Origin of the sequence: Agrobacterium sp. FDAARGOS_525 (assembly GCF_003938925.1) — a bacterium.
Classification (GTDB): Bacteria; Pseudomonadota; Alphaproteobacteria; order Rhizobiales; family Rhizobiaceae; genus Agrobacterium; species Agrobacterium pusense.
Genome location: NZ_RKIU01000003.1, coordinates 748,747 through 774,272, shown reverse-complemented (window position 1 = coordinate 774,272; position 25,526 = coordinate 748,747). Strand labels below are relative to the sequence as shown.

The following is a 25,526-nucleotide window of genomic DNA, read 5'->3' as shown; positions in this document are numbered from 1 at the left end:
CCCTTACCCCTGCCTGCCGGTGCTAGTGATGGCGCGGTTCAACGTGCCGCCCACCAGATTTTCGACCTCGACGCGCGCATCCAGAGATTTCTTGTAATCGGCGGATGCCGTCTTGGCGGCATCCGGAAGACCGTTCCACTCAAGTGCTGCGCCCTGAAGATCGCCATTGCGCAGCTTGTTTTCCATGCGTGCGATCCTGGCTTCGGGGGTTTCGCCTTCGATGTTTCCGACGGGTCGCACCTTCACCAGCGAAAAGGCGCTTTCGGTCAGGCGTTCCATGATGCCCTGATTGGGGTCAGGCTGGTTTATGGCTGAGAGCATCGCATTGGCGACATCGGGGAACTTCTGCATCAGCTCCGAGCGTGATGGTACGCCGGTTGCGGCGAAGGATTGCAGCGATGCGATGGCCGGATCGTCGGGCGTTACCTTGGACAGGGTATCGAGTTCCGTCAGGAACGGTCCACCGCGATCGATCGCGGCCTTCAGCGCGGCCGATGCTATAGCGCGGGCGACTTCGATATCGTCGCGCGGCTCGTTGATCTTGGCTTCAGCATCAGCGAGACGGCGTGTCAGTTCCGCTGTCGCCGAAGTCTGCGCAGACCGTTCCGACTGGAGAGCCGCTTCGAGGGCGGTGATTTTCTCTGACAGCCCATCGACCTGCGAGGCCTCCCCCTTCACGCCTTCAAGGGTTGCGATGCGCTGTTCCAGCGCCGAGGTGTCGGAGGCTGGCGCATTGGCAAGCTGCTGGCGCAAGCTGTCCAGATCGGTTTTAAGGGCAGCGATTTCCTCGCTTCCCGCCTTGCCTGCATTAAAGGAGGGCACGATGCCTGCATATTGCATGCTGCCGGCGGCGGCGAGCGCCACAAGGCCGCCGACGATGCCTGCCGCGATCAGGCCGGACGTTGCCGCCTGTTTGCTATCGACCCGCTGCGGTATGGAGGGCTTTGCCGGTCCTGAGGACGAGGTCGCGGTCGAAGGCTTTGCCGTGGTGGCGCCGCCGGATGCGCTGGTGGAGGCTGTGGATCCGGAGGCAGGCTTTGCTGTTGCAGCAGCGGCAGCGCTCGTCTGGGCGGTGCCTGTCGAAGATTTAGTATCGGTTTGAGCCGGAGCGGGGGAGGGCGTGACAGGCGCTTTCTGTCCGTTATCCAGGTTCTCCGCCTTCGGTGTCGCCGCCACGGCGTCCGCTTTCCCGACATTGGGCTCGGGCTCGAGAGGGGGTCTCTTTGGCTGATCCCATATCGGTGCGGCATTGCCTGTTGCGGTTGCTTCCGATCTGATATCCGAAACTGCGGAATCCGCCGCGGTCTCCGGGGTTTTGTCACCGGGCTTTTTGTCGGTCTCGGCGGCATCCACGTCGGCGGAAACTGCTTTCACGTCTTTGGCGTCCAGGTCGATCGTGACCGGTTCGGCTTTGGACTTGGAGTGGCGTGGCGGCTTTCCCGATACCATGACAACCTCATTTCTGCCTGCAGTACTCTAAACCTAGTCAGTGACGGCGGCAAAGGAAAGAGGCGAGCTCGAATTAGGTTCCAGAGTTGCGGTGCAGAAGTTCAAACATTGCAGCCTCGCTCGGCTCTTTGGCAGCAACCGCGTTGACGCGGAAGATTTCCGGAACGAGAGAAAACACGTTGCGGCTGATGCAGATGAATTGTGTTCTCGCCAACGCCTTTTCGTATTTTTCCGTCGATACATGACGGAAAAATGCCCGCGCCGCTTCCGATGAATAAAGCAGGACCACATCCGCCGCGTTTTTCACCAGGGCCGTTTCGAGCACAGTTTCAGGAACGTCGCAGGGCAGCATCTCGTAACAGTCGACCGTTTTGAAGGCAATGCCGGCGGCGGCAAGGCCTTCCTCGAAGACGGCGCCACGGGGTCGACCGGCGAGATAAAGCAGGGGTTCTTTCTCGGAAAACAGGGCCGCGCGTTCAGTCATCAGCGCGTTCAGACTTACGGCGTCGCCGGAAGCGGTGAGAATGTGTTTGAAACCGATTTTTTCCGCCGCTTCAGCCGTTGCCCTTCCGACGGCGAACAGCGGTTTTGACAGATTGGGAACCAGCCGGTCTAGTGATGTCTCCAGTGCCCGCAAAGCCTCTGCGCTGGTCACGGCGATGGCCGCCATTGGGTGCGACAGCGCCGAGATGGCGCGCTCGTGATGATGGACGGGATAGAACAGCGGCAGTAGCGCCGGCGTGTGGCCGAGCGCTTCGAGTTTTGCGGCCGTCCTTTCGCCCGAACGCTGCGGCCGGGTGACGACGATCCGCATTGGCTCAGCCCCAGCCTTCGAAGAAACTGCTGCCTGCCTTGGCGCGTACCTCTTCGCCGGCCTGTTGGCCCAGTCTCGCCGCATCCCTGCGGTTGCCAGAGATTTCGATGCCATGGCTCGTCTGGCCATCGGGGGTGAGGATGAGGCCGTAAAAATGCAGTTCCTCGCCGTCACAGGTGGCATAACCGGCAATCGGCGTGCGGCAGGAGCCGTCAAGCGCCGCCAGAAAGGCGCGCTCACAGCTCACTGAATCATGAGTGGGCCTGTCGTTTATGGGCGCGAGCAGTTCGTCCATGCGCGTATCGCCGATGCGGCTTTCCACGCCGATTGCGCCTTGGGCTGGAGCAGGAGGGAATTCCTTCGGGTCAAGAATTTCCGTCGGAACATTGTCCTTTCCGAGCCGCTTCAGGCCGGCAAGGGCAAGAAGTGTCGCGTCCGCCTGGCCTTCCTCCAGCTTACGCAGCCTCGTATCGACCTGACCGCGAAAAATGATCACGCTCAGATCCGGCCGCAGGCGACGGATCAGCGCCTGGCGACGCAGGGACGCGGAGCCGACCACGGCGCCATGCGGCAGTTCGAGCAGCTTCGGCGCGGTGCGGCCGATGAAGGCGTCGCGTATGTCTTCACGCGGCAGGAAGGCGGACAGATAAAGGCCTTGCGGCAAAACGGTCGGCATGTCCTTTGAGGAATGCACGGCCATATCGAGTTCGCCTGACAGGAGCTGGCGTTCAAGCTCTTCGGTGAACAGGCCCTTGCCGCCGATTTCGGACAAGGCGCGATCGGTTATCCTGTCGCCCTTGGTGGATAGCACGACAATTTCGAACATGTCTTCCGGCAGACCATGCGCCGCCATCAGCCGGTTGCGCGTCTCATAAGCCTGCGCGAGCGCCAGCGGGCTGCCGCGCGTGCCGATTCGGAAAGGTTTTGTTTGCATCCGCGTCTATCCATTGTTACCGGAGTTGTCTTAGACCAACTCCGCGCATGATCGCAATGAACGAACAGATGTGATGACCCCCTTTCTTCGTATCCTCGGCATAGAGACAAGCTGTGACGAAACCGCTGCATCCATTGTGGTTCGGCATGCGGATGGGCGCGGCGAGATCGTCTCCGACGTCGTTTTGTCGCAGCTCGAGGAACACAGCGCCTATGGCGGTGTGGTGCCGGAAATTGCCGCACGGGCCCATGTCGAGGCGCTGGATACGCTCGTGGAAGAAGCGCTGGAGCAGGCAGGCGTGACCCTTGCCGACGTCGATGCCGTTGCTGCCACCTCCGGCCCCGGGCTGATCGGCGGCCTGCTGGTGGGCCTGATGACGGGCAAGGCCATCGCAAAAGCAGCAGGCAAGCCGCTTTATGCGATCAACCATCTGGAAGGACATGCACTGACGGCGCGCCTCACCGATGGTCTATCTTTTCCCTATCTGATGCTGCTCGTGTCCGGTGGCCATACGCAGCTGGTGCTGGTGCGTGGCGTTGGCGATTATGAGCGCTGGGGCACCACCATCGATGATGCGCTCGGCGAGGCCTTCGACAAGACCGCGAAACTTCTCGGCCTGCCCTATCCCGGGGGGCCTGCGGTTGAGAAGGCGGCGGCAAAGGGCGATCCCGACCGCTTTCCGCTTCCTCGTCCAATGGTCGGCGAGACCAGGCTCGATTTTTCCTTTTCCGGCTTGAAAACGGCGGTACGGCAGGCGGCGACCGCGATCGCGCCGCTGTCCGAGCAGGACATTGCCGATATCTGCGCATCGTTCCAGAAAGCGGTCTCACGCACACTCAAGGACCGGATTGGCCGTGGTCTTGCCCGTTTCAAGCAGGAGTTTCCGCATATGGAAACCCAGCCTGCCCTGGTCGTCGCAGGCGGCGTTGCGGCCAATCAGCAAATCCGCCAGACGCTGCAGTCGCTTTGCGATACCCATGGCTTTCGTTTCGTTGCGCCGCCGCACCGGCTCTGCACCGATAATGCGGCCATGATCGCATGGGCCGGGCTGGAGCGAATGGCCGACGGCCGAGAAGCCGATCCGCTGGAAATCCCGCCGCGCTCGCGCTGGCCGCTCGACGGCAGTGCGGAGACATTGATCGGTTTCGGTAAAAGGGGAGCCAAGGCCTGATGCAGCGGGAGAAAATCGTCGTCATCGGCGCCGGCGCCTTCGGAACTGCGCTTGCCGTCGTCATCGCGCTGGAAAACCGGCACGACGTGATCCTGCTCGGCCGCGATCCATCCCTGATGGCCGACCTCAGGAGCGACCGCGTACATGAGGCGATGCTGCCTGGAGTCGAACTGCCGGATGTGCTTGAATTTTCCGCCGAGCCGGATGTTCTGACCAGTGCCGGCATCGTCCTCTTTGCGATGCCTTCGCAGGCTCATGCCGATGCGGCTCGTCATTATGGTCCTTATCTGGCTAATGACTCGATCGTCGTTACCTGCGCGAAGGGTATCGACCGGAGTTCCGGTCGGCTGCTCACGGAACTTCTGGAAGCGGAATTGCCCCGTCATCCGATCGCGGTTCTCTCCGGTCCGGGCTTCGCGGCCGATATTGCGCGAGGTCTACCGACGGCCATGGCGATTGCGGCGGAAGATGCAACAATAGCCGAGCGGCTTGCGACCACGATTTCCGGCAAGACCTTCCGGCTTTATGCCTCGACAGACCGCATCGGCGTGCAGCTTGGTGGCGCACTCAAAAATATCCTCGCCATTGCCGCCGGCATCGTTGAAGGCGCGGGCCTTGGTGATTCCGCCCGGGCGGCGCTGATATCGCGCGGGCTTGCCGAAATGTCGCGTCTCATCGTTGCCATGGGCGGCAAGGCCGATACGGTACGCGGCCTCTCCGGTCTTGGCGATCTGGTGCTGACCGCCACCAGCCACCAGTCGCGCAACCTGCGTTTCGGCATCGCGCTTGGCCGCGGTAACGGCAAGGACATGTCCGGCGGGCTGGTAGAGGGTGCCTTTGCGGCTGCCGTCGCCGCCCGGCTGGGAGAAAGTCACACCGTGGACATGCCGGTTACCGAAGCGGTGGCCGCTATCATCGACGGAAATCTGGATGTGGCGAGCGCCATGCAACAATTGATGACACGGCCCATCACAACCGAATAAGGCATAAGGAGACGAAAATGCTGTTCGCTTTTATCTGCAAGGACAAGCCCGGCCACCTGAACGTGCGCATGGAAACGCGCCCGGCGCATCTGGAGCATCTAAACAGGCTCAATTCCGAGGGCACGCTGAAGATCGCCGGGCCTTTTCTCGATGCCGAAGGCAAGCCGAATGGCAGCCTCGTCATCGTGGAAGCCGCCGATATCGATGCGGCCAAGGCTCTTGCCGAAGCCGATCCCTATGCAAAGGCTGGCCTGTTCGAAAGCGTGGACGTGAAGCCCTATAACTGGGTCTTCAACAATCCGGGAGCTTGAGCGGGCATGGCGAATTATTGGCTTTACAAGTCCGAGCCGTTCAAATGGTCGTGGGAGATGCAGAAGGCCAAGGGCGAGGCGGGCGAAGAGTGGACCGGCGTGCGCAATTATCAGGCGCGCAACAACATGCGCGCCATGAAGATTGGCGACAAGGGCTTCTTTTACCACTCCAATGAGGGACTGGATGTTGTCGGCATCGTCGAAGTCTGTGCGTTGTCGCATCCGGACTCGACCGCCGAAGGTGATCTGAAGTGGGATTGTGTCGACATCCGCGCCGTCTGCGATATGCCGCAGCCGGTTTCGCTAAAGGATGTTAAGGCCAATCCGAAGCTCGCGAATATGTCGCTTGTCACCTCCATGCGGCTTTCCGTGCAGCCGGTGACGGAAGAGGAGTATCTTGAAGTCTGCCGCATGGGCGGGCTCGCAAATCCTCCGAAATCCCCGGATTGAAGCGTCGGTGAGGACCGATCCCGAACGCTTCATCCTCGAAAATACCGGCATCATGCATCCGCCTCATGTGCCGGAACTCTCCCTTCATCTCGCGACCGAAGCGCATGAGCTCTGGCTGAAGACGGAAGAGGAACTGGAGCAGATTGGCCTGCCGCCGCCTTTCTGGGCTTTTGCCTGGGCCGGCGGGCAGGGTCTTGCCCGTTATGTGCTCGATCACACGGAAAGCGTAAGCGGCAAGCGTGTGGTGGATTTTGCCAGCGGCTCCGGGTTGGTTGCCATAGCTGCTGCAAAGGCCGGCGCTGCGACCGTGCTTGCCGCCGATATAGATCCGTGGACGGAAACGGCTGTTCGTATGAATGCAGGCCTGAATGGGGTTGATATCGGCTTTACCCACGCCGATCTGATCGGCCGTGCCATTGAGGCTGATGTCCTGCTGGCAGGAGATGTCTTTTACGACCGGGCCTTTGCGGATCTCCTCGTGCCATGGTTTATAAACCTGACTGACCGGGGCGTCAGCGTTCTCGTTGGAGATCCAGGCAGAGCCTATCTGCCGAAACAGCGTCTTGAGGCCCTCGCGACCTATCAGGTTACCGTCAGCCGTGCGCTGGAAGACAGTGAAGTGAAGAAGACCACCGTCTGGCGCTTCCTCTGATCAGGGGCGAATAATGCAGACACCATGCTGGTAAACGCAGGCATCATCCGCATTATCGGTATTCACGGTAATGATTTTTGCTCTGGGCGCCGGCAATAAACGGGGTCCGGTCGTGGCAATCTGCGGCGATATTCCGCTGCCGGTCGCGAAATAATTGCCGTTCCCTCGAACTCTCAGCGCGGAAATGCTTCCGACATAGGTGCCCCCAGGCAACGTGGACGGCAGGCCGTCGGTTGAAAAGCTGACTTGCGATTGACTGTGACGATAGGAATTCCGACTATGAAAATCGCCCGCCAAAGAGGGCAGCGCGTAAGTTGAAATTCCGCCTGAAACCATCATGACCAAGGCAACGATTCGGTGCTGTAACATGAGCTTCATGCTCCGGTTTTTTGAGTTAACCAATCGTAAATTACACCTTTTCGGAATTACGTAAACGTAAATATTTTGAGGGCGTAAATCTTGGAAACGCTCGATTTTTTATTTTCATGCAAAAAAATTCCAAAAAAAATTCGCGAACCAATCGATTAAATTGGAATCCGCCATGAAATGTGCTTGTGGTGATGCGCCCATGTGATTAAACGTCGCGGTTGGTGCAATGCACATTCTTTCGTCATGTGCTGTTGCTTGGGGGCGTCCTGTCTTGTGGACGCACGGGAAAACGCCGCGAGGTTCTGATGGCGAATGTGACAAATAACCGGCCTCTGTCGCCGCATCTTCAAATTTACAAGCCGATTCCGACGATGGTGGCCTCCATCATCCACCGCGTGACCGGTGGCGCGCTCTATTTCGGTACGCTCCTGGTCGCCTGGTGGCTTATCGCGCTGGCATCCGGTCCAGCTTATTATGACTGGGTCAGCTGGGCGATGGGCACCATCATCGGCAAGATCGTTCTCGTCGGCTACACCTGGGCGCTGGTTCACCACATGATCGGCGGCCTGCGCCACCTGATGTGGGACCTCGGGCACGGCTTCGAGAAGCACTTCACCACCAAGCTGGCAAAGGCCTCCTTCGTGGCGTCTATCTGTCTGACCGCGCTGATCTGGGTCATCGTCCTGATCGTGCGCTGAGGAGATACTTACATGGATATGCGTACACCTCTCGGGAAGGTTCGCGGTCTCGGCTCCGCCAAGGAAGGCACCGACCATTTCTGGCGTCAGCGCCTGACGGCCGTTTCGAACATTCCGTTGCTGACCTTTTTCGTTGTCTTCCTGATCAAATATGCCGGCGCGCCCTATCCGGAAGTCGTCGCTGCGCTTTCCAACCCGCTCGTCGCTGTCATCATGGCTCTGGTGCTGGTCTCCGGTCTCATCCACATGAAGCTCGGCATGCAGGTCATCATCGAAGACTACATTCACGCCGAAGTTCCGAAGCTCGTTCTTCTGATGCTGAATACATTTTTCGCGATCCTCATCGGTGGCCTGTCTGTCTTCGCCATCCTGAAAATCGCATTCGTAGGATAAGTTCGTCATGGCTTCGATCAGTTCACCTTCCCAGAATGGCAAGGCTTACACCTATGTCGATCACTCCTATGACGTGATCGTGGTGGGTGCCGGCGGCGCCGGTCTGCGCGCTACACTCGGCATGGCCGAACAGGGTTTCAAGACCGCCTGCATCACCAAGGTTTTCCCGACGCGCTCCCACACCGTCGCAGCACAGGGCGGCATCGCCGCATCGCTCACCAATATGACGCCCGACTGTTGGCAGTGGCACCTTTACGACACCGTAAAGGGCTCCGACTGGCTGGGCGATGTCGACGCGATGCAATATCTCGCCATGGAAGCGCCAAAGGCGGTCTATGAGCTGGAGCATTACGGCGTGCCTTTCTCGCGTAACGAAGAAGGCAAGATCTACCAGCGCCCCTTCGGCGGCCACATGCAGAATTACGGCGAAGGCCCACCGGTGCAGCGCACCTGTGCCGCCGCCGACCGTACCGGTCACGCCATTCTGCACACGCTTTATGGCCAGTCGCTGCGCAACAATGCGGAATTCTTCATCGAATATTTCGCGCTCGACCTCATCATGGCGCCGGATGGCCGCTGCACCGGCGTCGTTGCCTGGAACCTCGATGACGGCACGATCCACCGCTTCGCCGCCAAGATGGTGGTTCTGGCGACCGGCGGTTACGGCCGCGCCTATTTCTCGGCGACGTCTGCCCACACCTGCACCGGCGACGGCGGCGGCATGATCGCCCGTGCGGGCCTGCCGCTTCAGGACATGGAATTCGTGCAGTTCCACCCGACCGGTATTTATGGCGCGGGCTGCCTCATCACCGAAGGCGCGCGCGGCGAAGGCGGCTATCTCGTCAACTCCGAAGGCGAACGCTTCATGGAGCGTTATGCACCTTCGGCGAAAGACCTTGCCTCGCGTGACGTTGTCTCGCGCTGCATGACGATGGAAATCCGTGAAGGCCGCGGCGTCGGCAAGAACAAGGACCACATCTTCCTGCATCTCGATCATCTCGATCCGGCGATCCTGCATGAGCGTCTTCCGGGCATCTCCGAAAGCGCCAAGATCTTCGCCGGCGTTGACGTGACCCGCGAGCCGATCCCGGTCCTGCCGACGGTTCACTACAACATGGGCGGCATTCCGACCAACTATTGGGGTGAAGTGCTGAACGCCAATGCCGAAAACCCGGAGCGTATCGCGCCCGGCCTGATGGCGGTCGGCGAAGCCGGTTGCGCCTCGGTTCACGGCGCCAACCGTCTTGGCTCCAACTCGCTGATCGACCTTGTGGTCTTCGGTCGTGCCGCCGCGATCCGCGCCGCTCAGGTCATTAATCGTGACGAGGCGATTCCCGCTCTCGATACGGCTGCCTGCGACAGGATCATGGAACGCTTTGACAGCCTGCGTTATGCCAACGGCTCGACGCCGACGGCGGTGCTGCGTGATAAGATGCAGCGCGCCATGCAGGACGACGCGGCAGTGTTCCGCACACAGGAATCGCTCGAAAGCGGCTGCCGCCGTCTCTCGGCGATCTGGAAGGAACTGCCCGACGTCAAGGTCACCGACCGTTCGATGGTCTGGAATTCCGATCTGGTCGAAACGCTCGAGTTGCATAACCTCATGGCCAATGCCATCACCACGGTCTACGGCGCGGAAGCGCGCAAGGAAAGCCGTGGTTCGCATGCCCGCGAGGATTTCGTCGACGGTCCGTTCGGTGGTCGCGACGACGTGAACTGGCGCAAGCATACGCTTGCCTGGGTCAGTCCCGAAGGCGACGTGAAGCTCGACTATCGCCCGGTTCACACCGACCTGATCGCCGACGGCATCGATCCGAAAAAGATCGAGCCGAAGGCGCGTGTCTACTGATTTGAGGAACTGGATATGGTTGAACTTGCTCTCCCCAAGAATTCCCAGATCAACGAAGGCAAGGTCTGGCCGAAGCCGGATGGTGCCAAGAATGTGCGCGAATACCGCGTCTATCGCTGGAACCCGGATGACGGCCAGAACCCGCGCATCGACACTTTCTATATTGATGTCGATGATTGCGGACCGATGGTTCTCGATGCGCTTCTTTACATCAAGAACAACATCGACCCGACGCTGACGCTGCGCCGCTCCTGCCGCGAAGGCATCTGCGGTTCCTGCGCGATGAACATCGACGGCACCAATACGCTCGCCTGCACCAAGGGCATGGACGAGATCAACGGCACGGTGAAGGTTTATCCGCTGCCGCATATGCCTGTCGTGAAGGACCTTGTTCCTGACCTGTCGAACTTCTACGCCCAGCACCGCTCGATCGAGCCCTGGCTGAAGACGGTTTCGCCCACACCCGCCAAGGAATGGAAGCAGAGCCATGAGGATCGCCTGAAGCTGGACGGTCTTTATGAGTGCATTCTCTGCGCCTGCTGCTCCACGTCCTGTCCCAGCTACTGGTGGAATGGCGACCGTTATCTGGGTCCGGCCGTTCTGCTGCAGGCCTATCGCTGGCTGATCGACAGCCGCGATGAGGCGACCGGCGAGCGTCTCGACAATCTCGAGGACCCGTTCCGTCTCTATCGCTGCCATACGATCATGAACTGCGCGCAGGCTTGCCCGAAGGGCTTGAACCCGGCCAAGGCGATTGCGGAAATCAAGAAGATGATGGTTGAGCGCCGCGTCTGAGGACGAATCGCCGACCACAGAGATTTATCGGGCCGCGGTCTCGACCGTGGCCCTTTTTTCAACCCGGCGTGGGAAAATTCGGTAAAAATTGACCGAAATGGTAATTATCCCGGCCATCGCTTGCGCAAGATAAGGCTTTGGTAATAATTCAGCCTTCTTGTTTGATCATCGTCTTTCCGGAAGCGAGAGAATCGGGAGCTTGATATGCAATTCAGATATGTGGTGACGGGCCTTGCGGTTGTGATGAGCCTTGCCGGTTGCCAACGTACCTCCTACGATTACAACAACAACGCCAGCAACAATCCCGGTTATACGCCGCCCCTGCAGGCGCAGCCGGTGCCCTCCGTTCAGTCTGGCGCCCTGCCGCCGCCCGGTGGTGCCAATGGAAGCCAGTTCCCGTCGGCGCCTGCTTCGGCGACACCCGGCGGCACCAATGTTGCATCCGCTGCTCCACCGGCAACAGCTCTCGACGTGACCAAGGAATCCATGGTCGGCAACTGGCGCGTTTCTAATGGCGGGGCCAATTGCGATATGTTCCTGACGCTCACCAACCTGGGCAGCGGATCGCGTGGCGGCACGCGTGGTTGCTCCGGCGAGCTGACGGCGATGGGGTCCTGGGAAGTATCCGGCAAGATGGTCGTCTTCAAGAATCGCTCGGGTGACACTATCGGCCGCGTCTACAAGAGCGCAGACGCACGCTTCGACGGCACGACCAATAGCGGGCAGCCGCTCAGCCTCAGCCGATGAGTCGTTCCGGTGCAGCCGGAACGTTCATTCTGCTCTAAGCCATTCCATTCGTCGCGGGTTCCGTGCTGCATCCGCGACCGGGGCGTCTTTTCATGAAGCCATTGCCTGATTACAATCATAGTGTCGTTGAACAGCTCAACGCATTGACGGCAGCTGGCACCTTGCAGGCCGATGCCGCCCAGCTTGGTGTGGCGGCCCATCTCGACAGAATTCTCGCCGATCTGAAGGCCCGCAAGCCTGCCAAGAAGAAGAGCGCGCTCGGCTGGATGTTCGCACGCAAGGCCGGTCCAGCAACGACGGTGAAAGGGCTTTATGTCTATGGCAGTGTCGGCCGCGGCAAGACGATGCTGATGGACATGTTTTACGAAATGGCGCCCGTTTCTTCCAAGCGGCGTTGCCATTTTCATGAATTCATGGCGGATGTGCATAATCGTGTGCATGCGCACCGGCAGAAGCTGAAGAATGGCGAGACCAAACAGGCCGATCCGATTCCGCCTGTCGCCGCCCAGCTTCTGGCGGAGGCCGAACTCCTGTGTTTCGATGAATTTACCGTGACGGATATTGCTGATGCGATGATCCTCGCGCGGCTATTCAGCGAGCTCTTCGCCAATGGCTGCACATTGGTGACGACCTCCAATGTCGTTCCGGACAATCTCTACAAGGATGGTCTCAATCGCGGCCTGTTCCTGCCCTTTGTCGAGCTGCTGAAGAAGCATGTGGAGGTGGTGACGCTGGACAGTCCCACCGATTATCGGATGGAGAAGCTGGAAAGCCTGCCGGTCTATGTGACGCCGCTTGATGGCGCGGCCGATCAGGCGATGGATATGGCGTGGCGGCACATGACCGGCGGGCACCTTGTTGCACCAACCGAGATACCCATGAAGGGTCGTTCCATCCTGGTGCCGCGCGCCAGCGGCCGTGTGGCGCGTTTTTCCTTTTCCGACCTTTGCGAGAAGCCGCTCGGGGCTTCCGACTTCCTTGCCATCGCCAATCGTTTCGACACGGTCTTCATCGACCACATTCCATTTTTGAACGCGGACAAACGGAACGAAACCAAGCGTTTCATCATCCTCATCGACGCGCTTTATGATCACAGCGTCAGGCTGTTCGCGTCGGCAGCCGCTATGCCGGAAGACCTGCTCGGCAAACGCAAGGGAACGGAAGGTTTCGAGTTCGATCGCACCGCCTCGCGTCTGTTTGAAATGCGTAGCGCCGATTATCTGGCGCTTCATCAAGAAAAACGGCAGAAAGTTTGACACTTTCGTGACGCATTTTCTTACGTTTACGTAAGAAAATAATGATCTAAACGATTGAAAATACTCAGCAGAAAAGAATCTGTTGCCTATTTTGGCCAATGGGTCTAATCGGAGTGCGACAATTTGGCTGCCGGTTTGGCGCGGTGAAATTGAATTGAAGCTCAAGAGGAAGCATTCGATGGCTCGCAAAAAGATTGCACTTATTGGTTCTGGCATGATCGGCGGCACGCTGGCGCATCTGGCCAGCCTGAAGGAACTGGGCGATATCGTCCTCTTCGATATTGCTGACGGCATCCCGCAGGGCAAGGGCCTGGATATTGCCCAGTCCGGCCCGGTTGAAGGCTTCAATGCAAAGCTCACCGGCGCATCCGATTACGCTGCCATCGAAGGCGCTGACGTGTGCATCGTCACCGCTGGTGTTGCCCGCAAGCCCGGCATGAGCCGCGACGATCTTCTCGGCATCAACCTCAAGGTCATGGAACAGGTCGGCGCCGGCATCAAAAAATACGCGCCGAACGCTTTCGTCATCTGCATCACCAATCCGCTCGACGCCATGGTCTGGGCGCTGCAGAAGTTCTCCGGCCTGCCGAAGAACAAGGTCGTCGGCATGGCCGGCGTTCTCGACAGCGCGCGTTTCCGCCTCTTCCTCGCCGAAGAGTTCAACGTTTCGGTTGAAGACGTCACCGCCTTCGTTCTCGGCGGCCACGGCGACACCATGGTGCCGCTCGCCCGTTACTCCACCGTTGCCGGCGTTCCGCTGACCGATCTCGTAAAGATGGGCTGGCTGACCGCCGAGCGTCTCGAAGAGATCATCCAGCGCACCCGTGACGGCGGCGCCGAAATCGTTGGTCTCTTGAAGACCGGCTCGGCCTATTACGCCCCGGCTGCCTCGGCAATCGAGATGGCCGAATCCTACCTCAAGGACAAGAAGCGCGTTCTGCCCGCCGCTGCCCACCTTTCGGGCCAGTATGGCGTAGACGACATGTATGTCGGCGTTCCCACCATCATCGGTGCAGGCGGTATCGAGCGCATCATCGAGATCGAACTCAACAAGGAAGAAGAAGCTGCCTTCCAGAAGTCCGTCGGCGCTGTCGCTGGTCTCTGCGAAGCCTGCATCAACATCGCTCCGTCGCTGAAGTAACAACTTCAAGCGGTTCCAAACAGGGATTATTCCATGAATATTCACGAATATCAGGCCAAGGCTCTTCTGAAGGGCTACGGCGCGCCGGTTGCTGAAGGCGTTGCCATTCTCAAGGTCGAAGAAGCCGAAGCTGCTGCAAAGCAGCTTCCCGGCCCGCTCTACGTCGTCAAGAGCCAGATCCATGCTGGCGGCCGCGGCAAGGGCAAGTTTAAGGAGCTCGGCCCGGATGCCAAGGGCGGCGTTCGTCTGGCGAAGTCCATCGAAGAAGTCGTTTCCCATGCGAAGGACATGCTCGGCAACACGCTGGTAACGGCGCAGACGGGCGATGCCGGCAAGCAGGTTAACCGCCTCTACATCGAAGACGGCGCTGACATTGCCCGCGAACTCTACTGCTCGCTGCTGGTTGACCGTTCGGTCGGCCAGGTTGCTTTCGTGGTTTCCACTGAAGGCGGCATGGACATCGAAGCCGTGGCTCACGATACACCTGAGAAGATCCACACCATCGCCATCAACCCTGAAAAGGGCGTTTCCGATGCCGACGTTGCTGCGATCTCCAAGGCGCTTGAGCTCGACGGCATTGCTGCCGAAGATGCCAAGTCGCTCTTCCCGATCCTTTACAAGGCCTTCAGCGAGAAGGACATGGCTCTCCTCGAGATCAACCCGCTGATCGTCATGGAAAATGGCCATCTGCGCGTTCTCGACGCCAAGGTTTCCTTCGATGGCAACGCCATGTTCCGCCATGACGACGTCAAGGCGCTGCGCGACGAGACCGAAGAAGACGCCAAGGAAATCGAAGCCTCCAAGTGGGACCTCGCTTACGTCGCCCTCGACGGCAACATCGGCTGCATGGTCAACGGCGCAGGTCTTGCGATGGCCACCATGGACATCATCAAGCTTTACGGCAAGGAGCCGGCAAACTTCTGCGACGTCGGCGGCGGCGCCGGCAAGGAGAAGGTTGCGGCAGCTTTCAAGATCATCACTGCCGACCCGAAGGTCGAGGGCATCCTCGTCAACATCTTCGGTGGCATCATGAAGTGCGACGTTATCGCCGAGGGCGTTATCGCCGCGGTGAAGGAAGTCGGTCTGCAGGTTCCGCTCGTTGTTCGCCTTGAAGGCACCAATGTCGAACTTGGCAAGAAGCTTCTGAACGAATCGGGCCTTGCGATTACGGCTGCTGACGATCTGGACGACGCAGCCAAGAAGATCGTCGCGGCGATCAACGGCTAATTGAGGGACCGGAAATAATGTCTATTCTCGTTAATAAAGACACCAAGATCCTCGTTCAGGGTCTGACCGGCAAGACCGGTACCTTCCACACCGAACAGGCGCTTGCCTATTACGGCACGCAGATGGTCGGCGGCATTCATCCGAAGAAGGGTGGCGAAACCTGGACCGGTTCCAAGGGCGAAACCCTGCCGATCTTCGCAACGGTTGCCGAAGCCAAGGAAAAGACCGGTGCAGATGCATCCGTGATCTATGTTCCGCCGGCAGGTGCAGCAGACGCGATCATCGAAGCCATCGATGCGGAAATTCCGTTCATCACCTGCATCACCGAAGGCATCCCGGTCATGGACATGGTCCGCGTCAAGGCTCGCCTCGACCGTTCGAAGTCCCGCCTGCTCGGCCCGAACTGCCCCGGCATCCTGACGCCGGAAGAATGCAAGATCGGCATCATGCCGGGCTCCATTTTCCGCAAGGGTTCGGTCGGTATCGTATCGCGCTCCGGCACGCTGACCTATGAAGCCGTGTTCCAGACCTCCAACGAAGGCCTCGGCCAGACGACGGCTGTCGGCATCGGCGGCGACCCGGTCAAGGGCACCGAGTTCATCGACGTCTTGGAAATGTTCCTCGCTGACGACGCCACGCAGTCGATCATCATGATCGGCGAAATTGGCGGTTCGGCTGAAGAAGATGCGGCGCAGTTCCTGATCGACGAAGCCAAGAAGGGCCGCAAGAAGCCGATGGCCGGCTTCATCGCGGGTCGTACGGCTCCGAAGGGCCGCACCATGGGCCACGCCGGTGCTGTCGTTTCCGGCGGCAAGGGCGATGCGGAATCCAAGATCGCTGCCATGGAAGCAGCGGGCATCAAGGTTTCGCCTTCCCCGGCGCGCCTCGGCAAGACGCTGGTTGAAGTCCTCAAGGGCTGAGACCACATGAAACCGGTAACGGGCGGCGCGGCTTCAAGCTCGCGCTGCCCGATGCCGCAAGAAGACAAACAGACGGCATACCGCCCCGGCGGCAGACAGCAATAATCAAAGCGGCAGGCCGGTCGAACGGCCCTAACGGCATCGAGGAGGCGGACGGACAAGTCCGCAAGAACACAATGGCAAGGCAAGAAGCGAACGAGCAGTTTCAGATCACGTCGTTTCTGGACGGCGCGAATGCAGCCTATATCGAGCAGCTCTATGCCCGGTACGAAGAGGACCCCTCTTCCGTGTCGCCGGAGTGGCAGAGCTTCTTCAAGGCACTGTCCGATAATCCGGAAGATGTGAAGAAGGCGGCCAAGGGCGCCTCCTGGAAGCGTGCCAACTGGCCGATCCCGGCAAATGGCGACCTGGTTTCCGCACTTGATGGCAACTGGGCCACGGTCGAAAAGGCCATCGAAAAGAAGGTTCAGGCAAAGGCTGAGGCCAAGAGCGCCGATACCGGCAAGCCGGTCAGCGAAGCCGAAGTGCTGCAGGCGACCCGTGACAGCGTTCGCGCCATCATGATGATCCGCGCCTACCGCATGCGCGGCCACCTGCATGCCAAGCTCGATCCGCTCGGTATTGCCGTTGCCGTCGAGGACTATAACGAGCTTTCGCCGAAGTCCTACGGCTTTGAAGAAAGTGATTACGACCGCAAGATTTTCATCGATAACGTGCTCGGCCTCGAATATGCGACCGTGCGCGAGATGATCGATATTCTGGAGCGCACCTATTGCTCCACTATCGGCGTCGAATTCATGCACATGTCCAGCCCGGAAGAGAAGGCCTGGATTCAGGAGCGCATCGAAGGTCCGGACAAGGGCGTTGCCTTCACCGCCGAAGGCAAGAAGGCCATTCTGTCAAAGCTGGTCGAAGCCGAAGGTTATGAGCAGTTCCTCGACGTGCGTTTCAAGGGCACCAAGCGTTTCGGCCTCGATGGCGGTGAATCGCTGATCCCGGCGCTCGAGCAGATCATCAAGCGCGGCGGCCAGGAAGGTCTCGAAGAAGTCGTTCTCGGCATGGCCCACCGCGGCCGCCTGAACGTTCTGACCAACGTCATGGGCAAGCCGCACCGCGCCGTATTCCACGAGTTCAAGGGTGGTTCGTTCAAGCCAGACGACGTCGAAGGTTCGGGTGACGTGAAGTATCACCTTGGTGCCTCCTCCGACCGCGAGTTCGACGGCAACAAGGTTCACCTGTCGCTGACGGCCAACCCGTCGCATCTTGAAATCGTCAACCCTGTCGTCATGGGCAAGGCCCGTGCCAAGCAGGACCAGCTGGCCAAGGTGTGGGAAGGCGATGTCATTCCGCTTTCCGAGCGCGCCAAGGTTCTGCCGCTGCTTCTGCACGGCGATGCCGCTTTTGCGGGCCAGGGCGTGGTTGCTGAAATTCTCGGCCTCTCCGGCCTGCGCGGTCACCGTGTTGCCGGTACCATGCACTTCATCATCAACAACCAGATCGGCTTTACGACGAACCCGGCCTTCTCCCGTTCGTCGCCCTATCCGTCCGACGTCGCCAAGATGATCGAAGCGCCGATCTTCCACGTCAACGGTGACGATCCGGAAGCTGTGACCTATGCGGCCAAGGTTGCCACCGAATACCGCATGAAGTTCCACAAGCCCGTCGTCGTGGACATGTTCTGCTACCGCCGCTTCGGCCACAACGAAGGCGACGAGCCGGCGTTCACGCAGCCGAAGATGTACAAGGTCATCCGCGGCCACAAGACCGTCGCGCGCATCTATGCCGACCGTCTGATCGCCGAAGGCCTGCTCAGCGAAGGCGAATTCGAAAAGATGAAGGCCGACTGGCGCGCCCATCTCGAGCAGGAATTCGAGGCGGGGCAGTCCTACAAGCCGAACAAGGCCGACTGGCTGGACGGTCAGTGGTCCGGCCTGCGTGCCGCCGACAATGCGGATGAGCAGCGTCGCGGCAAGACCGGCGTGCCGATGAAGCAGCTGAAGGAAATCGGCAAGAAACTGTCGACCATTCCCGAGGGTTTCAACGCCCACCGCACGATCCAGCGTTTCATGGAAAACCGCTCGCAGATGGTCGAGACCGGCGAAGGCATCGATTGGGCGATGGCGGAAGCGCTTGCTTTCGGTTCGCTCGCCGTCGAAGGCCACAAGATCCGCCTCTCCGGTCAGGATTGCGAACGCGGCACCTTCTCGCAGCGCCATTCGGTTCTCTACGATCAGGAAACTGAAGAGCGTTACATCCCGCTCGCGAACCTCGCGCCGACGCAGGCCCGTTACGAAGTCATCAACTCGATGCTTTCGGAAGAAGCCGTCCTTGGTTTCGAATATGGCTACTCGCTCGCCCGTCCGAATGCGCTGACGCTCTGGGAAGCCCAGTTCGGCGACTTCGCCAACGGCGCACAGGTGGTGTTCGACCAGTTCATCTCGTCGGGTGAACGCAAGTGGCTGCGCATGTCCGGTCTCGTCTGCCTTCTGCCGCATGGTTACGAAGGCCAGGGTCCGGAACATTCGTCCGCCCGTCTGGAGCGCTGGCTGCAGATGTGCGCGGAAGACAACATGCAGGTTGCCAACTGCACGACGCCGGCAAACTATTTCCACATCCTGCGCCGCCAGGTGAAGCGCGACTTCCGCAAGCCGCTGATCCTGATGACGCCGAAGTCGCTGCTGCGTCACAAGCGCGCCACCTCTTCGCTGGCCGAGCTTGCAGGCGAGTCCTCCTTCCACCGTCTCCTGTGGGACGATGCTGAAGTCATCAAGGACGGCCCGATCAAGCTGCAGAAGGATTCGAAAATCCGCCGTGTCGTCATGTGCACGGGCAAGGTCTATTATGATCTGCTGGAAGAACGTGAGAAGCGCGGCATCGACGATATCTATCTGCTGCGTATCGAACAGCTCTATCCGTTCCCGGCCAAGGCGCTCATCAACGAGCTGTCGCGCTTCCGCAATGCGGAGATGGTCTGGTGCCAGGAAGAGCCGAAGAACATGGGTGCGTGGTCGTTTATCGACCCTTACCTGGAATGGGTCCTGGCGCATATCGACGCCAAGTACCAGAAGGTCCGTTACACGGGCCGTCCGGCTGCCGCCTCTCCGGCGACCGGCCTGATGTCCAAGCATCTGGCGCAGCTTGCTGCGTTCCTGGAAGACGCGCTGGGAGAGTGAGAACTCTCCCGCATCGCCCCGCAAAGAAGACACCTGAATAACGGAACTAGATCATGGCCACTGAAATCCGCGTACCAACCCTCGGCGAATCCGTCAGCGAAGCGACCGTCGGCACCTGGTTCAAGAAGGTCGGCGACACCGTCAAGGCCGACGAACCTCTCGTTGAACTGGAAACCGACAAGGTTACCGTCGAAGTCCCGGCGCCTGCCTCTGGCGTTCTGACTGAAATCGTTGCGCAGAACGGCGAGACCGTTGGGCTCGACGCGCTTCTCGGCCAGATCGCCGAAGGTGCTGCCGGCGCTGCGACCTCCGCACCGGCTGCCGAACCGGCAAAGCCTGCTGCTGCCGCGGCCGCCGCTCCGCCTCCCGCTGCTTCTGCCGCAAGCGCCATGCCGCCGGCACCTGCCGCTGGCAAGCTGCTTGCTGAAAACAACCTGTCTGCCGATCAGGTCGACGGTTCCGGCAAGCGTGGCCAGGTGCTGAAGGGCGATGTGCTCGCTGCTGTCGCCAAGGGCGTTTCGGCTCCGGCCGCTCCGGCTCCTGCTGCTGCACCGCGTCCGGTTTCCGCCGAACAGGATCAGGTTCGCGAAGAGCGTGTGAAGATGACGCGCCTGCGTCAGACCATCGCCAAGCGCCTCAAGGACGCGCAGAACACCGCCGCCATGCTCACCACTTATAACGAAGTGGACATGAGCGCGGTTATGGATCTGCGTAACCGTTACAAGGACGTTTTCGAGAAAAAGCATGGCGTCAAGCTCGGCTTCATGGGCTTCTTCACCAAGGCCGTGACCCACGCGCTGAAGGAACTGCCTGCCGTCAACGCCGAAATCGACGGCACGGACATCATCTACAAGAACTATTGTCACGTCGGCATGGCTGTCGGCACGGACAAGGGTCTTGTCGTTCCGGTCATCCGCGATGCCGACCAGCTTTCCATCGCCGGCGTCGAAAAGGAACTCGGCCGTCTTGCGAAGGCGGCGCGCGATGGTTCGCTCGGCATGGCCGACATGCAGGGCGGCACCTTCACCATCACCAATGGTGGCGTTTACGGCTCGCTGATGTCTTCGCCGATCCTCAATGCACCGCAGTCGGGTATTCTCGGCATGCACAAGATCCAGGAGCGTCCGGTCGCCATCGGCGGTCAGGTCGTCATTCGCCCGATGATGTATCTGGCGCTCTCCTACGATCACCGTATCGTTGACGGCAAGGAAGCCGTGACCTTCCTCGTTCGCGTCAAGGAAAGCCTCGAGGATCCGGAACGTCTGGTTCTTGATCTCTAATCGCTCTTGCTTTTCGTTTCAGCGGGGCTTCAAGTGAAGCCCCGCTGAAAGACTAACAGGGAGAGCAGACGTGCAGCCGACATTTCTAGCCGCTTCGCCTTTTTTGCCGCTTGTCGGTCTGAGCGTTCTTCTCCTCGTCGTGCACGTCATGTTGCAGGGGATGACGGCGACCAAGGAATTCGGGCTTGAATGGAATGCCGGCCCGAGGGATGGCAGCCGAGAGCCGAAGGGCAGGCTTTCCGGCCGTGCCTCACGCGCGTCTGCGAATTTCCGGGAAACATATCCGGCTTTTCTGGCGCTCGCTTTCGGGGTCATCATGGCGGGTGATCCTGCCGGTCTGGCGCTCACTGGCGCCTGGATCTGGCTGATCTGCCGGGTGATCTACATTCCGCTCTATCTGGCGGGCGTCCCCTATATACGGTCTTTCGTCTGGCTGGGGTCGATGCTCGGCCTGGCGCTCATGTTTGTCGTGCTGATGTTCTGAAGGCTGCTTTACGATGCATCAATATCTCATCGAACTTGCATCCCTGATGGCGATTTTCTCCTTCGCGATCGTGTCGCCTGGCGCCGATCTCGCCATGGTCATGCGTCAGGCGATGGTGCATGGGCGCAAGCAGGCCATTATCACCAGCTTCGGCGTCGGGACATCGCTGATGTTCCATGTCACCTATACGATCCTCGGCCTTGGCCTGATCATTTCCCAGTCGATCTATCTCTTCAACATCGTCAAATGGCTGGGTGTCGCCTATCTGATCTATATCGGCATCAAGGCGCTGCGCGCTGGCAAGACCGAATTGCCCGCTGCCGAAGGTGAAGACGTTCAGGCGAAAAGCAGTCAGACGGCGCTGAAGGCGTTTACGCTCGGTTTTGCGGCCAACGCGCTCAACCCCAAGCCGGTGTTTTTCTTTCTGTCGATCTTTTCGACGGTGGTTCACGCCCACACGCCGGTGGCCGTCAAATTCGGATACGGTCTCGTCATGGCAAGCTGCCTCATCCTTTGGTTCGTCGGCGTCAGCCTGTTCATGACGACACCACGGATGCGCGCCGCGTTTCAGCGCGCCAGCCAATGGATCGACCGCACCAGCGGGGTGGTTTTCATCGCCCTCGGTATAAAACTCGCAACGGAAAAAGCGGCCTGAGTTTCAGGTCAAATGGAAGCTGGGCAATGATCCGATATCTTGCCCCTATAAAGCAGGAACCAGAACATGGCATATGATGTAGTTGTAATCGGCACCGGCCCCGGCGGTTATGTTTGCGCGGTCAAGGCGGCGCAGCTGGGCCTCAAGGTCGCTGTCATCGAAAAGCGCGCGACCTATGGCGGCACCTGCCTTAATGTCGGCTGCATTCCCTCCAAGGCGCTGCTGCACGCGTCCGAAACCTTCGCACATGTTGCCCATGGTGTCGACTCGCTCGGCATCGAAGTTGCAGCGCCCAAGCTGAACCTTGAAAAGATGATGGGTCACAAGGACGGCGTGGTGAAGGCCAATGTCGATGGCGTTGCCTTCCTGTTCAAGAAGAACAAGATCGATGCTTTCCAGGGCACCGGCAAGGTTGTGTCTGCCGGCAAGGTTTCCGTCACCAACGACAAGGGCGAGACACAGGAAATCGAAGCAAAGAATATCGTCATCGCCACGGGTTCTGACGTTGCCGGCATTCCGGGTGTTCAGGTTGATATCGATGAAAGCGTCATCGTGTCCTCCACCGGCGCAATCGCTCTCTCCAAGGTTCCGGAAAAGCTGATCGTTGTCGGCGGCGGCGTCATCGGCCTTGAACTCGGTTCGGTCTGGTCGCGTCTCGGCGCCAAGGTTACCGTCGTCGAATATCTCGACAACATTCTCGGCGGCATGGATGCCGAAGTTTCCAAGCAGGCGCAGCGTCTGCTCGCCAAGCAGGGCCTCGATTTCAAGCTCGGCGCAAAGGTAACGGCTGTTGAAAAAACCGCTGCCGGCGCCAAGGTCGTGTTCGAGCCGGTCAAGGGCGGCGCTGCCGAAACGCTGGAAGCAAACGTCGTGCTGATCTCCACCGGCCGCAAGCCCTACACCGAAGGTCTCGGCCTTGCCGAAGCTGGTGTCGTGCTCGACAGCCGTGGCCGCGTTGAAATCGACGGCCACTACAAGACCAATGTCGATGGCATCTATGCGATCGGCGACGTGGTGAAGGGCCCGATGCTGGCGCACAAGGCGGAAGACGAGGGCGTTGCCCTTGCGGAAATCCTTGCCGGCCAGCGCGGTCACGTGAATTACGACGTCATTCCGGCAGTCGTTTACACGCAGCCGGAAGTGGCTTCCGTCGGCAAGACCGAAGAGGAACTCAAGGCCGCCGGCGTCGCTTACAAGGTTGGCAAGTTCCCCTTCACCGCCAATGGCCGCGCCCGCGCCATGCAGGTGACGGATGGATTCGTGAAGATCCTTGCCGACAAGGAAACCGACCGGGTTCTCGGCGGTCACATTGTCGGCTTCGGCGCTGGCGAAATGATCCACGAGATCACCGTACTGATGGAATTTGGCGGTTCCTCGGAAGATCTCGGCCGCACCTGCCATGCGCACCCGACCATGTCGGAAGCCGTGAAGGAAGCGGCGCTGGCAACGTTCTTCAAGCCGATCCACATGTGATCGGCATTTGAGCCCGACGCTCGAATATTAAATTTCCGTCATCTGCTGAACCCCGGCTTGCCATGCAGGCCGGGGTTTCTCATACTCGCGCTAAAGCCTGTCTAACCTTTTGATAAAAGGCAATAAAATGGCGCATTCCACTCAAGTTTCCTTCTCCATTCCGCAGCGTGTCATCCATTGGACAATGGCGCTTCTGATTTTCTTCAACCTCTTGTTTCCCGATGCCATGGCCCATGCCTACCGGCTGATGCGGCGGGGTGAAACACTGACGCCAGATCAGATTTCTTCTGCCAACATCCATGCCTATGTCGGCTTCGCCGTGCTGTTTCTTGCGGTACTGCGCTTCTGTCTGCGGCTGATCCAGGGCGTTCCGCCACATCCGCGTGAAGAGCCGCGTGTCGCGCAGATTGCCGCCAAGGTGGCGCATTTTACGCTTTACGCGCTGTTCTTCATCCTGCCACTCTCCGGCATCGCCGCCTATTACTTGGGCGTAGGCGCGGCAGGGGAGCTACACTCCGGCCCGTTCAAGGTGCTGATGTGGGTTTTGATCGCGGGCCATGTCGCGGCTGTCCTTGTTCACCAGTTCTATTGGCGCACCAATCTCCTCCGGCGCATGACACACGGCTGAGCGGCGGTTTGTCACGTTCCCCCTGCCGCGTAAAAACGGCATGTTTCCCTTGCTGCAAAGGAGCGGCTGGGGATCAAAGATGCCAAATATTGAAGATATATTGCCGGGTGCCGATTGGTACGATTGCTTTCAGGGTGAATTGACAACGCCGGTAACGTCCTCGCTCGATGTGAGCAGGCTTTTCCTCGAGCATCCTCCGGCATGGATCAGCGGCCTGATGTCGCTTCGAAACGGTATCGTTTCGATGGTCGGTTTAAAAACGGTCGAGCTGGCGGCGGGCAGTTCGGCGGGCGGGTTCCCGGTCATCACCTCCACGCCAGAGCGAACAGTCCTCGGCTTTGATGACCACCACCTCGATTTTCGCATCGTCATCGATCTCGAAGATGCGGCAGACCGCCAGCTGGCGAGCGTCACCACCATTGTCCGGCGCAAGAACCTGTTCGGTCGGTTTTATCTTCTTCTCGTTGGTCCGTTTCACCGCCGCATCGTGCCTGCGACGATGCGACCGTTCTGCGCCTCTATCCGGCCCGTCGAAACAGGAACTGTCCCGGTCACTCTACCCGCGTCAGTGTGAAGCCTTTCGCGCGAAGCAGTTCCACGAGGCCTCCTTCGCCCGGCAGGTGCAGCGCGCCGACGGCCATGAAGACATTACCCTTGGCAAGCTCATTGGTGGAGCGGTCCGCCATTACATGGTTGCGATCGGTGATGATGCGCTGTTCGAAAGCGGCGTAGCCTTTATCGTTGTCGGCGGCCTTCTTGGGATCCAGACTTTTCAGCATCGGCATGGTCATGCCGATGTCGCCCGCGACGTAAAGATCGGTCATGGTCGTCATCACGTCATCCATGCGGTCGCCAAGCTCAAGCGTTTCGATAAGCGCCTGCAGATGAAATTCCATCGGCAGTTCGGACATGGCGGTCAGTTGTTCGACCATGGTCTCCAGCCCGACGAGGCGCTTTCCGTTCGCAACCGCGTCTTCGGCAAGCTTCTTGTCGAGAAAGGAAAGGCCCGTTGCCTTGCGGGCAAACTCGCAGGCGGGAAGGGCAACGAAGCTCGAGAGCATCCAGGGCTTCATGCGCGACACGGCATTAAGTGGAATGCCGCGCTCCTTCAGGCCCTTTTCGAGGCGCGCGACATTGTCGGGCGGCAGGATGTCGGTGATCGATTTGCCGTCCAGAAACATGGTGAGTTCGGGCTTGCCCAGCAGGGATGCCGCTATTTTCTTGTCATCAAGGATCTCGTCCGATTCCACGATGACAGTCGCTGCCTTCTCAAAGGCGGGGCTGGCGGTGGCCGGCATCTCTAGAACGCGCGGATCCGTCACATGCATGGTGCCGAGAAGATAGGATGGGGCCGTATCTGCCTTTTCGATGCGCCAGAAATTGCCCTTGCCGTTCGGGATCGCTGCCGCTTCCTGTTCGATCTTGGCGAAGGCTTCAGGATCGGTCTTGCGCATCTCAACGAGAATGTCGCTGCCCGCGCAGGTGATCGTCTGCTCGGCGGCTTCCGCCTGGCTGAGCGACAGTAGAGTCACGAGCAGGATGGCAACGGCGGTGACATGCAGGGCGGCCAGCAGCCAGAGCAGCGCGTCGCCAGTCTTGCCCATCAGGGTGGCGGTGAGATTTTGAGGCTTTATCAGGCTGTGCATCGGTCCAATCCGGTTCTTGTTCGCTTAT

The 25,526-nt window shown here is 59.6% G+C and carries 26 protein-coding genes; 21 read left to right on the top strand and 5 right to left on the bottom strand.

Features of this window, described 5'->3' with window-relative positions; all coding sequences use genetic code 11:
• Positions 1 to 3: 3 nt before the first annotated feature.
• The 3 genes from EGT36_RS04980 to hemC all read right to left on the bottom strand — a co-directional run bounded on the left by EGT36_RS04980 (position 4) and on the right by hemC (position 3,197).
• Positions 4 to 1,449: a COG4223 family protein gene (locus tag EGT36_RS04980; RefSeq protein WP_037090207.1), complete on the bottom strand. Its 1,446-nt coding sequence runs from the start codon at positions 1,447 to 1,449 to the stop codon at positions 4 to 6.
• Between the two features lie 73 nt (positions 1,450 to 1,522).
• The gene (locus EGT36_RS04975; protein WP_037090209.1) at positions 1,523 to 2,263 is read right to left on the bottom strand and encodes a uroporphyrinogen-III synthase; all 741 of its coding nucleotides are present in this window, start codon (positions 2,261 to 2,263) and stop codon (positions 1,523 to 1,525) included.
• Positions 2,264 to 2,267: 4 nt separating this feature from the next.
• Positions 2,268 to 3,197, bottom strand: coding sequence for a hydroxymethylbilane synthase (gene hemC / locus EGT36_RS04970; protein WP_037090211.1), 930 nt, complete (start codon positions 3,195 to 3,197; stop codon positions 2,268 to 2,270).
• A gap of 73 nt (positions 3,198 to 3,270) precedes the next feature.
• On the opposite strand from hemC, the gene tsaD reads away from it, so the two are divergent.
• Genes tsaD through EGT36_RS04945 form a run of 5 tightly spaced genes read left to right on the top strand, consistent with a single transcriptional unit; the run spans position 3,271 to position 6,764 of the window.
• The gene (tsaD, locus tag EGT36_RS04965) at positions 3,271 to 4,368 is read left to right on the top strand and encodes a tRNA (adenosine(37)-N6)-threonylcarbamoyltransferase complex transferase subunit TsaD (protein ID WP_037090213.1); all 1,098 of its coding nucleotides are present in this window, start codon (positions 3,271 to 3,273) and stop codon (positions 4,366 to 4,368) included.
• A complete protein-coding gene (locus tag EGT36_RS04960; protein WP_037090216.1) occupies positions 4,368 to 5,351 on the top strand; it encodes an NAD(P)H-dependent glycerol-3-phosphate dehydrogenase in 984 nt (327 codons plus the stop codon). Before tsaD ends, EGT36_RS04960 begins: the two co-directional genes overlap by 1 nt.
• A 17-nt stretch (positions 5,352 to 5,368) precedes the next feature.
• Positions 5,369 to 5,662, top strand: coding sequence for a YciI-like protein (locus EGT36_RS04955; RefSeq protein ID WP_004443827.1), 294 nt, complete (start codon positions 5,369 to 5,371; stop codon positions 5,660 to 5,662).
• A 6-nt stretch (positions 5,663 to 5,668) separates the two neighbouring features.
• Positions 5,669 to 6,112: an EVE domain-containing protein gene (locus EGT36_RS04950; RefSeq protein WP_004443825.1), complete on the top strand. Its 444-nt coding sequence runs from the start codon at positions 5,669 to 5,671 to the stop codon at positions 6,110 to 6,112.
• 7 nt (positions 6,113 to 6,119) lie between these two features.
• On the top strand, positions 6,120 to 6,764 hold the full coding sequence (locus tag EGT36_RS04945; protein WP_037090218.1) for a class I SAM-dependent methyltransferase: 645 nt from the start codon (positions 6,120 to 6,122) through the stop codon (positions 6,762 to 6,764).
• Here EGT36_RS04945 and EGT36_RS04940 read toward each other — a convergent pair whose 3' ends face one another.
• Positions 6,765 to 7,133 (bottom strand): hypothetical protein, encoded by a 369-nt coding sequence (locus tag EGT36_RS04940; protein WP_162471998.1) that lies wholly within the window; start codon positions 7,131 to 7,133, stop codon positions 6,765 to 6,767.
• 305 nt (positions 7,134 to 7,438) lie between these two features.
• Here EGT36_RS04940 and sdhC point away from each other — a divergent pair, with 305 nt between their 5' ends.
• The 16 genes from sdhC (at position 7,439) to EGT36_RS04860 (ending at position 24,426) form a co-directional block, all read left to right on the top strand.
• The gene (sdhC, locus tag EGT36_RS04935) at positions 7,439 to 7,831 is read left to right on the top strand and encodes a succinate dehydrogenase, cytochrome b556 subunit (protein ID WP_004443817.1); all 393 of its coding nucleotides are present in this window, start codon (positions 7,439 to 7,441) and stop codon (positions 7,829 to 7,831) included.
• Positions 7,832 to 7,843: 12 nt separating this feature from the next.
• Positions 7,844 to 8,224: a succinate dehydrogenase, hydrophobic membrane anchor protein gene (gene sdhD / locus EGT36_RS04930; RefSeq protein ID WP_004443814.1), complete on the top strand. Its 381-nt coding sequence runs from the start codon at positions 7,844 to 7,846 to the stop codon at positions 8,222 to 8,224.
• A 7-nt stretch (positions 8,225 to 8,231) separates the two neighbouring features.
• Positions 8,232 to 10,073 carry a succinate dehydrogenase flavoprotein subunit gene (sdhA, locus tag EGT36_RS04925; protein WP_037090220.1) on the top strand — a complete coding sequence of 614 codons (1,842 nt, stop codon included), beginning with the start codon at positions 8,232 to 8,234 and terminating at the stop codon, positions 10,071 to 10,073.
• A gap of 15 nt (positions 10,074 to 10,088) precedes the next feature.
• Positions 10,089 to 10,868 carry a succinate dehydrogenase iron-sulfur subunit gene (locus tag EGT36_RS04920; protein WP_004443810.1) on the top strand — a complete coding sequence of 260 codons (780 nt, stop codon included), beginning with the start codon at positions 10,089 to 10,091 and terminating at the stop codon, positions 10,866 to 10,868.
• Positions 10,869 to 11,072: 204 nt separating this feature from the next.
• Entirely contained in the window at positions 11,073 to 11,615 is a 543-nt protein-coding gene (locus tag EGT36_RS04915) for a protease inhibitor Inh/omp19 family protein (RefSeq protein WP_004443808.1), read from the top strand.
• Between the two features lie 92 nt (positions 11,616 to 11,707).
• The gene (gene zapE / locus EGT36_RS04910; RefSeq protein WP_004443806.1) at positions 11,708 to 12,871 is read left to right on the top strand and encodes a cell division protein ZapE; all 1,164 of its coding nucleotides are present in this window, start codon (positions 11,708 to 11,710) and stop codon (positions 12,869 to 12,871) included.
• 178 nt (positions 12,872 to 13,049) lie between these two features.
• Positions 13,050 to 14,012, top strand: coding sequence for a malate dehydrogenase (gene mdh / locus EGT36_RS04905; protein ID WP_004443804.1), 963 nt, complete (start codon positions 13,050 to 13,052; stop codon positions 14,010 to 14,012).
• Positions 14,013 to 14,045: 33 nt separating this feature from the next.
• Positions 14,046 to 15,239 carry an ADP-forming succinate--CoA ligase subunit beta gene (sucC, locus tag EGT36_RS04900; RefSeq protein ID WP_006698232.1) on the top strand — a complete coding sequence of 398 codons (1,194 nt, stop codon included), beginning with the start codon at positions 14,046 to 14,048 and terminating at the stop codon, positions 15,237 to 15,239.
• A 17-nt stretch (positions 15,240 to 15,256) separates the two neighbouring features.
• Positions 15,257 to 16,159, top strand: coding sequence for a succinate--CoA ligase subunit alpha (sucD, locus tag EGT36_RS04895; protein WP_006698231.1), 903 nt, complete (start codon positions 15,257 to 15,259; stop codon positions 16,157 to 16,159).
• 176 nt (positions 16,160 to 16,335) lie between these two features.
• Positions 16,336 to 19,332, top strand: coding sequence for a 2-oxoglutarate dehydrogenase E1 component (locus EGT36_RS04890; RefSeq protein WP_004443801.1), 2,997 nt, complete (start codon positions 16,336 to 16,338; stop codon positions 19,330 to 19,332).
• A gap of 53 nt (positions 19,333 to 19,385) precedes the next feature.
• Positions 19,386 to 20,612, top strand: coding sequence for a 2-oxoglutarate dehydrogenase complex dihydrolipoyllysine-residue succinyltransferase (odhB, locus tag EGT36_RS04885; protein ID WP_037090222.1), 1,227 nt, complete (start codon positions 19,386 to 19,388; stop codon positions 20,610 to 20,612).
• A gap of 70 nt (positions 20,613 to 20,682) precedes the next feature.
• Positions 20,683 to 21,096, top strand: a complete 414-nt coding sequence (locus EGT36_RS04880; RefSeq protein ID WP_037090223.1) for an MAPEG family protein — start codon at positions 20,683 to 20,685, stop codon at positions 21,094 to 21,096.
• A 13-nt stretch (positions 21,097 to 21,109) separates the two neighbouring features.
• Positions 21,110 to 21,751 (top strand): LysE family translocator, encoded by a 642-nt coding sequence (locus EGT36_RS04875; RefSeq protein WP_006698228.1) that lies wholly within the window; start codon positions 21,110 to 21,112, stop codon positions 21,749 to 21,751.
• 66 nt (positions 21,752 to 21,817) lie between these two features.
• Positions 21,818 to 23,224 carry a dihydrolipoyl dehydrogenase gene (gene lpdA / locus EGT36_RS04870; protein ID WP_004443790.1) on the top strand — a complete coding sequence of 469 codons (1,407 nt, stop codon included), beginning with the start codon at positions 21,818 to 21,820 and terminating at the stop codon, positions 23,222 to 23,224.
• 127 nt (positions 23,225 to 23,351) lie between these two features.
• Positions 23,352 to 23,852, top strand: a complete 501-nt coding sequence (locus EGT36_RS04865) for a cytochrome b (RefSeq protein ID WP_037090225.1) — start codon at positions 23,352 to 23,354, stop codon at positions 23,850 to 23,852.
• A 79-nt stretch (positions 23,853 to 23,931) separates the two neighbouring features.
• Positions 23,932 to 24,426: a DUF2867 domain-containing protein gene (locus tag EGT36_RS04860; RefSeq protein WP_037090226.1), complete on the top strand. Its 495-nt coding sequence runs from the start codon at positions 23,932 to 23,934 to the stop codon at positions 24,424 to 24,426.
• Here EGT36_RS04860 and EGT36_RS04855 read toward each other — a convergent pair.
• Complete coding sequence (locus EGT36_RS04855) at positions 24,404 to 25,498, bottom strand: TraB/GumN family protein (RefSeq protein ID WP_037090228.1); 1,095 nt, start codon at positions 25,496 to 25,498, stop codon at positions 24,404 to 24,406. The genes EGT36_RS04860 and EGT36_RS04855 overlap by 23 nt on opposite strands.
• Positions 25,499 to 25,526 lie beyond the last annotated feature (28 nt).

Coding starts and splice junctions, on each gene's coding strand:
- EGT36_RS04955 (WP_004443827.1), top strand. CDS start 5,369: ATGCTGTTCGCTTTTATCTGCAAGGACAAGCCCGGCCACCTGAACGTG.
- EGT36_RS04940 (WP_162471998.1), bottom strand. CDS start 7,133: ATGTTACAGCACCGAATCGTTGCCTTGGTCATGATGGTTTCAGGCGGA.
- sucD (WP_006698231.1), top strand. CDS start 15,257: ATGTCTATTCTCGTTAATAAAGACACCAAGATCCTCGTTCAGGGTCTG.
- tsaD (WP_037090213.1), top strand. CDS start 3,271: ATGACCCCCTTTCTTCGTATCCTCGGCATAGAGACAAGCTGTGACGAA.
- hemC (WP_037090211.1), bottom strand. CDS start 3,197: ATGCAAACAAAACCTTTCCGAATCGGCACGCGCGGCAGCCCGCTGGCG.
- sdhC (WP_004443817.1), top strand. CDS start 7,439: ATGGCGAATGTGACAAATAACCGGCCTCTGTCGCCGCATCTTCAAATT.
- EGT36_RS04865 (WP_037090225.1), top strand. CDS start 23,352: ATGGCGCATTCCACTCAAGTTTCCTTCTCCATTCCGCAGCGTGTCATC.
- EGT36_RS04980 (WP_037090207.1), bottom strand. CDS start 1,449: ATGGTATCGGGAAAGCCGCCACGCCACTCCAAGTCCAAAGCCGAACCG.
- odhB (WP_037090222.1), top strand. CDS start 19,386: ATGGCCACTGAAATCCGCGTACCAACCCTCGGCGAATCCGTCAGCGAA.
- sucC (WP_006698232.1), top strand. CDS start 14,046: ATGAATATTCACGAATATCAGGCCAAGGCTCTTCTGAAGGGCTACGGC.
- EGT36_RS04920 (WP_004443810.1), top strand. CDS start 10,089: ATGGTTGAACTTGCTCTCCCCAAGAATTCCCAGATCAACGAAGGCAAG.
- EGT36_RS04975 (WP_037090209.1), bottom strand. CDS start 2,263: ATGCGGATCGTCGTCACCCGGCCGCAGCGTTCGGGCGAAAGGACGGCC.
- EGT36_RS04915 (WP_004443808.1), top strand. CDS start 11,073: ATGCAATTCAGATATGTGGTGACGGGCCTTGCGGTTGTGATGAGCCTT.
- EGT36_RS04860 (WP_037090226.1), top strand. CDS start 23,932: ATGCCAAATATTGAAGATATATTGCCGGGTGCCGATTGGTACGATTGC.
- EGT36_RS04960 (WP_037090216.1), top strand. CDS start 4,368: ATGCAGCGGGAGAAAATCGTCGTCATCGGCGCCGGCGCCTTCGGAACT.
- sdhA (WP_037090220.1), top strand. CDS start 8,232: ATGGCTTCGATCAGTTCACCTTCCCAGAATGGCAAGGCTTACACCTAT.
- mdh (WP_004443804.1), top strand. CDS start 13,050: ATGGCTCGCAAAAAGATTGCACTTATTGGTTCTGGCATGATCGGCGGC.
- EGT36_RS04855 (WP_037090228.1), bottom strand. CDS start 25,498: ATGCACAGCCTGATAAAGCCTCAAAATCTCACCGCCACCCTGATGGGC.
- EGT36_RS04950 (WP_004443825.1), top strand. CDS start 5,669: ATGGCGAATTATTGGCTTTACAAGTCCGAGCCGTTCAAATGGTCGTGG.
- sdhD (WP_004443814.1), top strand. CDS start 7,844: ATGGATATGCGTACACCTCTCGGGAAGGTTCGCGGTCTCGGCTCCGCC.
- zapE (WP_004443806.1), top strand. CDS start 11,708: ATGAAGCCATTGCCTGATTACAATCATAGTGTCGTTGAACAGCTCAAC.
- EGT36_RS04890 (WP_004443801.1), top strand. CDS start 16,336: ATGGCAAGGCAAGAAGCGAACGAGCAGTTTCAGATCACGTCGTTTCTG.
- EGT36_RS04875 (WP_006698228.1), top strand. CDS start 21,110: ATGCATCAATATCTCATCGAACTTGCATCCCTGATGGCGATTTTCTCC.
- lpdA (WP_004443790.1), top strand. CDS start 21,818: ATGGCATATGATGTAGTTGTAATCGGCACCGGCCCCGGCGGTTATGTT.